The 11,483-nt window shown below is 68.5% G+C and carries 6 protein-coding genes and 1 pseudogene; 3 read left to right on the top strand and 4 right to left on the bottom strand.

The features are described from left to right. Positions 1 to 138 precede the first annotated feature (138 nt). The 3 genes from BKN37_RS22450 to BKN37_RS22440 all read right to left on the bottom strand — a co-directional run bounded on the left by BKN37_RS22450 (position 139) and on the right by BKN37_RS22440 (position 7,147). Complete coding sequence (locus BKN37_RS22450; protein WP_071029152.1) at positions 139 to 1,605, bottom strand: glutamate synthase subunit beta; 1,467 nt, start codon at positions 1,603 to 1,605, stop codon at positions 139 to 141. Then, positions 1,598 to 6,184, bottom strand: coding sequence for a glutamate synthase large subunit (gltB, locus tag BKN37_RS22445; protein ID WP_095407180.1), 4,587 nt, complete (start codon positions 6,182 to 6,184; stop codon positions 1,598 to 1,600). Before gltB ends, BKN37_RS22450 begins: the two co-directional genes overlap by 8 nt. Before the next feature lie 651 nt (positions 6,185 to 6,835). Beyond that, a complete protein-coding gene (locus tag BKN37_RS22440) occupies positions 6,836 to 7,147 on the bottom strand; it encodes a WhiB family transcriptional regulator (protein ID WP_071029150.1) in 312 nt (103 codons plus the stop codon). Positions 7,148 to 7,480: 333 nt separating this feature from the next. On the opposite strand from BKN37_RS22440, the gene BKN37_RS22435 reads away from it, so the two are divergent. The 3 genes from BKN37_RS22435 (at position 7,481) to BKN37_RS22425 (ending at position 10,198) form a co-directional block, all read left to right on the top strand. Next, positions 7,481 to 7,861, top strand: coding sequence for a nuclear transport factor 2 family protein (locus BKN37_RS22435; RefSeq protein WP_071029149.1), 381 nt, complete (start codon positions 7,481 to 7,483; stop codon positions 7,859 to 7,861). Positions 7,862 to 7,983: 122 nt separating this feature from the next. Next, a complete protein-coding gene (locus BKN37_RS22430) occupies positions 7,984 to 9,096 on the top strand; it encodes a MinD/ParA family ATP-binding protein (protein WP_083341974.1) in 1,113 nt (370 codons plus the stop codon). 37 nt (positions 9,097 to 9,133) lie between these two features. Beyond that, the gene (locus BKN37_RS22425) at positions 9,134 to 10,198 is read left to right on the top strand and encodes an FHA domain-containing protein (protein ID WP_083341973.1); all 1,065 of its coding nucleotides are present in this window, start codon (positions 9,134 to 9,136) and stop codon (positions 10,196 to 10,198) included. Here BKN37_RS22425 and BKN37_RS22420 read toward each other — a convergent pair. After that, a pseudogene (locus BKN37_RS22420) lies at positions 10,195 to 11,376 on the bottom strand (MinD/ParA family ATP-binding protein); the annotation flags it as partial. The gene BKN37_RS22425 and the pseudogene BKN37_RS22420 overlap by 4 nt on opposite strands. Positions 11,377 to 11,483 lie beyond the last annotated feature (107 nt).

Here is an 11,483-nt window from a genome sequence, read left to right as displayed (position 1 = left end):
GCAGCAGCGCGTCGATGCCTCAAACGCCGCATCGCCCGACGCGTATACCAAGCCCTTCTCACCAGCACCAAACCCGAAATCAACCACCTAAAACCAGCAGCCGCTTGACATAGGAGCTATTGCTCGCGGACGAAGTGGCTAGCGCTGGGGTAGGTCGGTCGGCTTGATCGGGGCCGGCAGGGCGGTGCGCCCCATCAGGTAGCGGTCCACCCCGGCCGCGGCGGCGCGGCCCTCGGCGATCGCCCACACGATCAGCGACTGGCCCCGGCCGGCGTCGCCGGCGACGAACACCCCGGGCACCGAGGTGGCGAAGTTGTCGTCCCGGGCGATGTTGCCGCGGTCGGTGAACTCCACCCCCAGGTCGGTCAACAGCCCCGGCTGCTCCGGCCCGACGAAGCCCATTGCCAACAACACCAGGTCGGTCTCCAGCTCGAAGTCGGTGCCCTCCACCTTCTCGAACTTGCCGTCGCGCATGGTGACCTCGTGCACCTTGAGCGCGGCGACGTGCCCGTCGCGGCCGACGAACTCCTCGGTGTTGACCGAGAACACCCGCTCGCCGCCCTCCTCGTGCGCCGAGGACACCCGGAACATCAGCGGATAGGTCGGCCACGGCGTCGACTCGGCGCGGGTGTCCGGCGGGCGCGGCATGATCTCGAACTGGTGGATGTTGACCGCACCCTGGCGGTGCGCGGTGCCTAGGCAGTCCGCGCCGGTGTCGCCGCCGCCGATGATGACGACGCGCTTGCCCTTGGCGGTGATCGGCGGCTCGCCGTCCGGCCCCAGCACATCGTCGCCTTGCTGGACGCGGTTGGCCCACGGCAGGTACTCCATGGCCTGGTGGATGCCGTCCAAGTCGCGGCCGGGGGCGGGCAGATCCCGCCCGACGGTGGACCCGTTGGCCAGCACCACCGCGTCGAAGTCGGCGCGCAACTGCGAAGCGGTGATGTCGACGCCGACGTTGACCCCGGCCCGGAACTCGGTGCCCTCGGCCTCCATCTGCGCCAGCCGGCGGTCGATGAAGCGCTTCTCCATCTTGAACTCGGGGATGCCGTAGCGCAGCAGGCCGCCGATCCGGTCGGCGCGCTCGAACACCGTCACCGCGTGCCCGGCGCGGGTCAGCTGCTGGGCGGCGGCCAGCCCGGCCGGCCCGGAGCCGACGACGGCCACGGTCTTGCCGGTCCGGGTCTGCGGCGGCAGCGGCACCACCCAGCCCTCATCGAAGGCGTTCTCGATGATGTCGTACTCGATCTGCTTGATGGTGACCGGATCCTGGTTGATCCCCAGCACGCACGACGCCTCGCACGGCGCCGGGCACAGCCGCCCGGTGAAGTCCGGGAAGTTGTTGGTGGCGTGCAGCCGTTCGATGGCGTCGCGCCAACGCCCGGTGCGCACCAGGTCATTCCACTCCGGGATCAGGTTGCCCAGCGGGCAGCCGTTGTGGCAGAACGGGATCCCGCAGTCCATGCAGCGGGTGGCCTGCTGCTGCAGGCTCGAGTGCGGGAAGTCCTCGTAGACCTCGTTCCAGTCGCGCAGCCGCAGTTCCACCGGCCGCCGCTTGGGCAGCTCGCGCTGGGTGTAGGTCAGAAAGCCTCTGGGGTCAGCCACGGGCCGCCGCCATGATCGCGTCGTCGGCGTTGGTGCCGGCGGCTTCGGCCTCGGCCATCGCCTGCAGCACCCGCTTGTAGTCGCGCGGCATCACCTTGGCGAAGTGCCGCTGCTGCGCCGGCCAGTCCGCCAGGATGCGCTGGCCCACCGCGGAATCGGTGGCGTCCACGTGGGCCTGCAACATGCCGTGCAGCCACTCGGTGTCGGTGTCGTCGAAGGAGTCCAAATCCACCATCTCGGTATTGAGGTTGGTCGGCAGCGTGCCGTCCGGGTCGTAGACATAGGCCACCCCGCCGGACATGCCGGCGGCGAAGTTGCGGCCGGTGGGGCCCAGGATGACGACCTTGCCGCCGGTCATGTACTCGCAGCCGTGATCGCCCACCCCCTCGACCACCGCGTGGGCGCCGGAGTTGCGGACCGCGAACCGTTCGCCGACCACCCCGCGCAGGAACGCCTGACCGCTGGTGGCGCCGAACAGGATCACGTTGCCGCCGATGATGTTCTCCTCGGCCACGTAGTTCTCTGGGGCGTTGTCGGAGGGCCGCACCACGACCCGCCCGCCGGACAACCCCTTGCCGACGTAGTCGTTGGCGTCGCCGTAGACCCGCAGCGTGATCCCGGCGGGCAGGAACGCCCCGAAGCTGTTGCCGGCCGACCCGTCGAAGGTGATGTCGATGGTGCCGTCCGGCAGGCCCTGCCCGCCGTAGGCCTTGGTCACCTCGTGGCCGAGCATGGTCCCCACGGTGCGGTTCACGTTGGAGATGGTCGTCGAAAAACGGACCGGTGTACCGGAATCCAGCGCTTCGCGGCTCATCACGATCAGCTGCTGGTCCAAGGCCTTATCCAGGCCGTGGTCCTGCCGCGAGCTGCAGTACAGGTCCTGGTTCATGAACGCCGATTCCGGCTCGTGCAGCACCGGGGTGAGGTCCAGCTTGTGGGCCTTCCAGTGTGCCCGGGCCAGCGTGGTGTCCAGCGACCCGACCTGGCCGACGGCCTCGTTGAGGGTGCGGAAACCCAGCTGCGCCATCAACTCCCGGACCTCTTCGGCGATGAACATGAAGAAGTTCTCGACGAATTCCGGCTTGCCGGTGAACCGTTCGCGCAGCACCGGGTTCTGGGTGGCCACCCCGACCGGGCAGGTGTCCAGGTGGCACACCCGCATCATGATGCAGCCGGTGACCACCAGCGGGGCGGTGGCGAAACCGAATTCCTCCCCGCCCAGCAGCGCGGCGATCATCACGTCGCGCCCGGTCTTGAGCTGGCCGTCGACCTGCACCACGATGCGGTCCCGAAGCCCGTTGAGCAGCAACGTCTGCTGCGTTTCGGCCAGGCCGAGCTCCCACGGCGCGCCGGCGTGCTTCTGCGACGTCAGCGGGGTGGCGCCGGTGCCGCCGTCGTGCCCGGAGATCAGCACCACGTCGGCATGGGCCTTGGACACCCCGGCGGCGACGGTGCCGACCCCGTTCTCCGACACCAGCTTGACGTGGATGCGCGCGGCGGGGTTGGCGTTCTTCAGGTCGTGGATCAGCTGCGCCAGATCCTCGATGGAGTAGATGTCGTGGTGCGGCGGCGGCGAGATAAGCCCGACACCGGGGGTGGAGTGCCGCACCTCGGCGATCCACGGGTACACCTTGTGGCCCGGGAGCTGGCCGCCCTCACCGGGTTTGGCGCCCTGGGCCATCTTGATCTGGATGTCGGTGCAGTTGGTCAGGTAGTGGCTGGTGACCCCGAACCGGGCCGAGGCGACCTGCTTGATCGCGCTGCGGCGCCAGTCGCCGTTCGGGTCGGCGTCGAAGCGGTCGACGTGTTCGCCGCCCTCCCCGGAGTTGGACCGCCCGCCCAGCCGGTTCATCGCGATGGCCAGGGTCTCGTGCGCCTCGGCCGAGATCGAGCCGTAGCTCATCGCGCCGGTCGCGAACCGTTTGACGATCTCGCTGGCCGGTTCGACCTCCTCGAGCGGCACCGGCGGGCGCACCCCGGCGCGGAACTTGAGCAGCCCGCGCAGCGACGCCATCTTCTCGCTCTGGTCGTCGACCAGCTTGGTGTACTCCTTGAAGATCGAGTACTGGCCGGTGCGGGTCGAGTGCTGCAGCTTGAACACCGTCTCCGGGTTGAACAGGTGGTACTCGGCGCCCTCACCCTCGCGGCGCCACTGGTATTCGCCGCCGACCGGCAGTTCGCGGTGCGCCCGCTCATCGGGGCGGTCCAGGTAGGCCAGCGCGTGCCGGGCGGCGACGTCGGCGGCCACGTCGTCGAGGGTGATCCCGCCGGTCGGGCAGGCCAGCCCGGTGAAGTACTCGTCGAGCACGTCCTCGGAGATCCCGACCGCCTGGAACAGCTGCGCCCCGGTGTAGGACGCCAGCGTCGAAATACCCATCTTGGACATGACTTTCAGGACACCCTTACCGGCGGCCTTGATGTAGTTGCCCAGCGCGGTTTCCCGGTCGATGCCTTCCAGCACCCCGCGGTCGAGCATGTCCTCGATCGACTCGAACACCATGTACGGGTTGATTGCCGCCGCGCCGAAGCCGACCAGCGCGGCCATGTGGTGCACCTCGCGGGCGTCGCCGGATTCGACCACCAGCCCGATCTGGGTGCGCAGCCGCTCCCGCACCAGGTGGTGGTGCACGGCCGAGACGGCCAGCAGCGACGGGATCGGCGCCAACTGCTCGGTGGACTCACGGTCGGACAGGATGATGATCCGGGCACCGTCGGCGATCGCCGCCGACACCTGGGTGCGCACCTCGTCGAGCGCGGTGCGCAACCCGGCGCCGCCCTCGGCGACCGGGTACAGGCAGCGAATCACCTGCGAGCGCAGGTTGACCCGGCGGCCGTTGACCTCCGCGTCCGGGTCGAGGTTGATCAGCTTGGCCAGCTCGTGGTTGCGCAGGATTGGCTGGGACAGCACGATCTGGTGGCACGAGTTCTCGGTCGGGTTGAGCAGGTCGCCCTCCGGGCCGAGCGCGCCCTGCAGGCTGGTCACGACCTCTTCACGGATGGCGTCCAGCGGTGGGTTGGTCACCTGGGCGAACAGCTGCTGGAAGTAGTCATAGAGCATCCGCGGCCGCTCGGAGAGCACCGCGATCGGGGTGTCGGTGCCCATCGACCCGATCGGTTCGGCGCCGGTGCGCGCCATCGGCGCCACCAGCAGGTTGAGCTCCTCGTAGGTGTAGCCGAAGGCCAGCTGCCGCAACACAATACGGTGGTGCGGCATCCGCGCGTAGTCGCCCTGCGGCAACTTGTCCAACGGAATCAGGCCGGTCTCGAGCCACTGCTGATACGGGTGTTCGGCGGCCAGTTCGGCCTTGATCTCCTCGTCGGAGACGATGCGGCCGGCGGCGGTGTCCACCAAGAACATCCGGCCCGGCTGCAGCCGGATCCGGCGCACCACCGTGGCCGGGTCCAGGTCCAGCACACCGGCCTCGGAGGCCATCACCACCAGGCCGTCTTCGGTGACCCAGATCCGCGACGGTCGCAGGCCGTTGCGGTCGAGCACCGCGCCCACCACCGTGCCGTCGGTGAACGTCATCGACGCCGGGCCGTCCCACGGCTCCATCAACGAGGCGTGGTACTGGTAGAACGCACGGCGGGCCGGGTCCATCGACTCGTGCCGTTCCCAGGCCTCGGGGATCATCATCAGCACCGCGTGCGGCAGGCTGCGGCCGCCCAGGTGCAGCAGTTCGAGCACCTCGTCGAAGCGTGCGGTGTCCGAGGCGCCCGGGGTGCAGATCGGGGTGAGCTTCTCGAACCCGTTCGGCCCGAAGACCTCGGTGTCGATCAGCGCCTCCCGGGCCCGCATCCAGTTCTCGTTACCGGTGACGGTGTTGATCTCACCGTTGTGGGCGATCCGCCGGAACGGGTGCGCCAGCGGCCAGGACGGGAAGGTGTTGGTGGAGAACCGGGAGTGCACGATCCCCAGCGCGCTGGTCAGCCGGTCATCTTGCAGGTCAAGGTAGAACGCCTTGAGCTGCGGGGTGGTGAGCATGCCCTTGTAGACGAACGTCTGCCCGGAAAGGCTTGGGAAGTAGACGGTTTCGCGGCCCGGCCCGTCCTGACCGGGACCCTTGGTGCCCAGTTCGTGTTCGGCGCGCTTACGGATCACGTAGGCCCGCCGCTCCAGCGTCATGCCGGAGGCGCCGGCGATGAACAGCTGCCGGAAGGTCGGCATCGCGTCGCGGGCCAGCGCGCCCAGCGACGAGTCATCGGTCGGGACGTCGCGCCAGCCGAGCACCTGCAGTCCCTCGGCCTCGACGATCTTCTCCACCGCCGCGCATGCCGTGGCGGCGTCCTTGGAGGACTGCGGCAGGAACGCGATGCCGGTGGCGTAGTCGCCCGGCGCCGGCAGGTCGAAGTCGACCACCGAACGCAGGAACTGATCGGGGACCTGGATCAGGATGCCGGCGCCGTCGCCGGTGTGCGGCTCGGCACCCTGGGCGCCGCGATGCTCGAGGTTGACCAGCGCGGTGATGGCTTTGTCCACGATGTCGCGGCTGCGCCGGCCATGCATGTCGACGACCATGGCCACACCACACGCATCGTGCTCGAATGCGGGGTTGTAAAGCCCGACTCGGCTGGGCATTCCCACCTGACCCTTCACAAAAGACTGTCTGCGCGGCATTGACGAAGATCCGCAACGCCGCATCCCGGAGGCAGCGGGCTGGGCCCCTTCGGTCTTGTCTTCATCGTCCGCCGGTGACGATCGCCCGGTCAGAGATACGACCGTGCAGCGCTGAACGGTGGCTCTAGTCCCGGTCTCGACAAGCCTTAAAACGATATGACAAAACCCGGCTGACATGCCAACTTGTTCAATGGTAGCCGCCCGTCGGCAGTGCCGAATTTCACAGCACACCGACAACGGGCGGGAGGGACCCGATCACGCCGCCCGCCTGCGGTTTTCTGCGCGGTCAGCGGGCCCGTCGACCCACAATCGCGGCCCGGTCGGCTTGGTCACGGCCGCGGGAACCGAGGGTGATTGTGCACGATCACCTGCTGTGATGGCAGGTCCAGGGGTGATCCGCGTGTCGCAAGGTGATATCGGTCACGCTGAGCGTTTTTCCGAGGTTGCGGGGCCGGCGACGTGGGCCAATCCGCGTAAATTGGGGTGGTTGTTCAGAAAAGCTAGTGGTTGGGTCCGGGGCCATGGCCACCCCTCGACGGTGATGCACCGCAAGTCATGGCCCCGGACCCCCGCCGGCCGGCTCGGCAAAGAGCCGGCACGAGCGGTTTTCCGTTAGTCGGTCACCGGCGAGGCGGAGCGGCGACGTTTCTGCCGCACCGGATAGCCGCCCCGCTCGGCCAGGGATTTGAGCTGACGCAGCGCGAAGGTGCGTCCCCGTCCCGCTTCGGGAATGACGATTCCGGCCCACAGCCCTTCGGCGCCTGGGGTCTCGTACGCGTCTCGTGCGCACAGCCAGCGCCGCGGGCAGCCGCGGCAGATCGCCTTGGTGGCGTCGTCGGTGGCCGTCATCCACCGGTCGGGATCTTGCACGCAGGCGCCAACGACGTCGTCGAGCATCCGTGGGTCAGATGAGGGGCTGGTCATCGGCGTTCCTTCCAAGGGGGATCAGTGGTTGAACCGTAGCATTCAAACTGAAGCAACGCAACTAGAGATCGCAATATCGATGACCGGCAAAGAAGTGTCGCTGCCCGACGGCGGCTGGTGGTATAGAGCAGACGGAATACTTACTCCCCTTAATTACCGGTATTTACCAGGTCGTTTACCGTTTGTTACTCAGCGTGCGGGGCCCGGTTTCGCGCCACCAGCCGCCCGCCGCGGCGGATCGGCGCAACGCGTCGAGACCGTAGCGACAGTACGGAAACGAAGCGGGCTCTACGATGCGAGTGCTACGGCTACCGCCGCATCACGGAGGTTCTGATGGGATTGGCCAAAGACGACGTGCGCGCGGTGATCGACGTCTACCTGCGGGCCTGGGTGACCCAGGACCCCGACCTGATCGTGACGGTGTTCACGCCGACGGCGACCTACCACGAACGGGTGTTGGGCGAGCCGATCCGCACCGCGGCGGGAATCCGGGACTACTGGCAAACCAAGGTCGTCGCCGAACAGGCCAACATCCAGGCCGAGCTGCTCAACCTCTACCTCGACGGGAACACCGCCATCGCCGAGTGGGAAGCCCGGTTCGACGACCTGGTCCAGGGCCGCCGCAAGCGGATGCGCGAGGTCGCGATCCTCGAGTTCGACGGCACCCGAATCGCTCGCCTGCGCGAATACTGGGCGTCTGAGCAGCTGAATTAACGCTGCGCCGACTACCCGTTCCCGTCAATTTTTCCGGCTTAGCCGATACTGGGAGCCGATGCCTGGCTGGCTCAACAAGGTCAGCACGCTGTCAGGCAGCCCGCAGATCTACCGAGGAACCGATGAACCAACGCGACGACTTCCTGCGAGACCGGCTGGGGTACGCGCCGACCAGCGCGCCCCCGGCACCGCCTCCCCAACCGGCGCCGGCTCAACCGCCGCAGCCGCCCACGACCGCACCCCAGCCGCCGCATGACGGCAGGCCGGCGGACCAGTGGACCTACGGGGAGATCCAGCCCGTGCCCGCCGGTCGCCCGCCGCGTCCGCAGCCGGGCCGCGGCTGGCGGCGGTTCGTTTTCGCGGCCACGTTCGGCCTGGTCAACCTGGGGCCCTCCCCGGCCGAACGCCAGGAGGCCGAGTTCGAGGCGACCATCGCGACCGCGTTCCGCGGCAGCTACAAGGTCGGTGTCCTCGGCAAGGGCGGAGTGGGCAAGACCAGCGTCGCCGCCAGCGTGGGATCGATCTTCGCCCAGCTGCGGCGCGCCGACCGGGTGGTGGCCGTCGATGCCGACACCGCGTTCGGCCGGCTATCCAGCAGGGTCGATCCCGCCGCGCCCAGCTCGTACTGGGATCTGGCGACGGATAAGAACCTGGAGTCGTTCGCCGATGTCAGCGCCCGCGTCGGCAACAATGCCGCCGGGTTGTACGTGCTGGCCGGGGAGCCGGCGACGGGTCGGCGCCGGGTGATCGATGCCGCCCTGTACCGGGAAGCCGCGCTGCGGCTGGACCGGCACTTCACCATCTCCATCATCGACTGCGGTTCGACGATGGACGCACCGGTGACGCAGGAGGCGTTGCGCGACCTGGACGCGCTGATCGTGGTGTCGTCGCCGTGGGCGGATGCGGCGTCGGCGGCCGCCAAGACCATGGAGTGGCTGGCCGACCGCGGCCAGACCGACCTGCTGCAACGCACCGTCGTGGTGCTCAACGATTCCGACGGGCACGCCGACAAACGGACCCGCTCGGTGCTGACGCAGCAGTTCCACAGTCACGGCCAGGCGGTGGTCGAGGTGCCGTTCGATCCGCATCTGCGGCCCGGCGGCGTCATCGATGTGGCGAGCGAGATGGCGCCCGAGACCCGCGGCAAATTCCTACAGATCGCCGCGATCGTCGCGCAGCACTTCGCCACCCGTCCCCCGCGCGAGAGCGGCCCCACCAGCGCTGAACAATCGTGACCCGGACGTCCTCGCCGGGCCGATACAGTTACTGACGATGACCGAACCCCACTACCCGAAAACCCTTACCGTGCGCTGCGACGGTGCGGTGTACGCGTTTACGCCGGATCGCGACACGGTGGTGATCGGCCGCGGCGATCAGGCCGATGTGCATGTGGGTGATCCGCGGATCTCCCGGGCGCACGTCCGACTGGAGCCCCGGCGGGGGCGCTGGTTCGCCGTCGACAACGGCAGCCTCAACGGCATCTACGTCAACGGTGAACGCCGGGATTCGGTGGAGATCTACGACGGGCTGCGGTTGTATGTGGGCAGCCCGGACGGCACCTACATCGACTTCTCGTTCGACGAGGACGTCGAGATCACCGAGGTGGTGCGGACCCGGAGCGGCATCGACGACACGACGGAAACCGACATCGACCCCGGCGTGCTGCGGGCCGGGGCGGCCGCGGCCAGCCGCCGCCGTGAACTGGAGATCACCCAGCGCAACCTCGCCAAGTACAAGATCATCAACGCCGGTGCACTGATTGCGTTCGAGAAGGGCCGCAGCTGGCCGCGGGAGCGGACCCGGGCCAAGCTGGAAGAGGTGCTGCAATGGCCGGCGGGCACCATCGAGCAGATCCGCAACGGCGGTGCCGTGCCCGGCGCCGACACCGCGCACCCGTCGGATGAGGGCCAGGCGTCGCTGATCGTCGACGCCGCCGAGGTGGCGATGAAGACGTTTGCCGCCGCCGTGGACGCGTTGCCGCCGAGCGACTCGCCGGAGTTCCCCGAGCGGATCTCGGTGATCGTGGCCGACCTGCGTGAGCTGGAGGATGTGGTGGCCCGCGCGGCGCGCCGCACCCAGGGTGCCCCGGCGCTGGCGTTGACGTTGTCCGCGGTGCGGCGCCGCTACGACGAGCTGATGAAACGGGCCGCGGCCGCGCCGGGGGCGACGCTCGGCCAGCGGCTGTACGCCGCCCGGCGCCGCGCGGATTTGTCGGTGGCGGAGACGGCGAATGCGGCCGGGTTACCGCCGGAGCTGATTGCCGCAGTGGAAGCCGAGCAGTCGGTGTCGGAGGCCGACGCGTCGCGCATCAACGCGTTGATCGACCAGCTGAGCTAGGACTGCGTAATCCGGTCGGTGCGTTTGGTGGTGTGCGCAAACCCGTCGGCGAGGGTGGCCGCCAATTCCAGGAATGCCTGACGGGTCTTCCAACCCAGTAGGTCGAGCACCACCTCGGAGCCCTGGGCCAGGTGGTCGTCGAACGGGATGACGTGGACGGCACGGACGCGAGCCAGGAACTGGCTGGCCAGCAGGTCGATGTCGACCGACATCTTGCCGGGCCGGGCCGCGCTGACCACCACGGTCGCTCCCGGCACCAGGTGGGCATAGCCGTGGTGGGCCAACCAATCCAGCGTCGCCAGCCCGCTGCGGGCGGCGTCGATCGCCGGGGAGGCGACCAACACGATCGCGTCCGCCTCATCGAGCACACCGGTCATCGCCGAGTGCACCAGCCCGGTGCCGCAGTCGGTGAGGATGATGTTGTAGAAGCGCTGCAGCAGCCGGATGACGATCCGGTAGTCGGCTTCCGAGAACGCCTCCGAGGTCGCCGGGTCCCGCTCTGAGGCCAGGATTTCCAGCCGGCTGGAGTTTTGCGACGTGTGCCGGCGGATGTCGGAGTAGCGGAAGATCTCCTCGTCCAGCAGCAGGTCGCGGACGGTGGATCGGCTCTGGTCCGGGCCGCGCTGGGCCAGCGTGCCGAAGTCCGGGTTGGCGTCGACCGCGATCACCCGGTCGCCGCGGATCGCCGCGAAGGTGGAGCCCAACCCGACCGTGGTGGTGGTTTTGCCGACCCCGCCCTTCAGCGAGAGCACCGCGATGCTGTAGTCGCCGCGCACGGGTTGATCGACGCGGGCCACCAGCCGCTTGTGGGTGTTCTCCTTGTCGGATTCGCCGGGGTTGATCCCGGTCATCCGGTGCACGGCCTTGCGCCACCCGGTCTGTGGGACGGGCCGGGCGCGGCGGACCAGCCCGAGTTCGCTGTGCGACGGCATGTGCGGCTGCCGGTGCGCGGGGCCCTCGGGTGTTGCGCTGGTGAACGGCGTCGCGATGGGCGGATACATCGCACCGGGGTCGGGTTCACGCTCCGGTGGCGGCGGCGGGACGGGTTGAGGCAGCGCCGTCGGGTGCGGACCGGTGTGCATCGGAGCCCCATTCGGGTGCGGGGGCTGCGGCGGGCGGTCCACGACCGGGCGCGGCCTGCCTCTTAAAAACATTCCCGAGCCCACGAGACACTGAGCGATTTCGTATGCCGTCTTCTTCTTGAAAAAAAAAAACCTCCCCCCTAGCTTACTCTACCCTTTTCCCCCCCTCCTTCCTCTCCCTCTACCCTCCCCCTCTTCCCTTT

It is taken from the genome of Mycobacterium talmoniae, assembly GCF_001854525.1.
GTDB classification, from domain to species: domain Bacteria; phylum Actinomycetota; class Actinomycetes; order Mycobacteriales; family Mycobacteriaceae; genus Mycobacterium; species Mycobacterium talmoniae.
Note: the sequence above shows the minus strand (reverse complement) of the source record. Positions and strands in the feature narration are given on the sequence as shown.

Excerpts from the sequence above, each read along its gene's own strand:
- gltB (WP_095407180.1), bottom strand. The coding sequence starts at position 6,184 with ATGCCCAGCCGAGTCGGGCTTTACAACCCCGCATTCGAGCACGATGCG.
- BKN37_RS22440 (WP_071029150.1), bottom strand. The coding sequence starts at position 7,147 with ATGACCAGCCCCTCATCTGACCCACGGATGCTCGACGACGTCGTTGGC.
- BKN37_RS22435 (WP_071029149.1), top strand. The coding sequence starts at position 7,481 with ATGGGATTGGCCAAAGACGACGTGCGCGCGGTGATCGACGTCTACCTG.
- BKN37_RS22430 (WP_083341974.1), top strand. The coding sequence starts at position 7,984 with ATGAACCAACGCGACGACTTCCTGCGAGACCGGCTGGGGTACGCGCCG.
- BKN37_RS22425 (WP_083341973.1), top strand. The coding sequence starts at position 9,134 with ATGACCGAACCCCACTACCCGAAAACCCTTACCGTGCGCTGCGACGGT.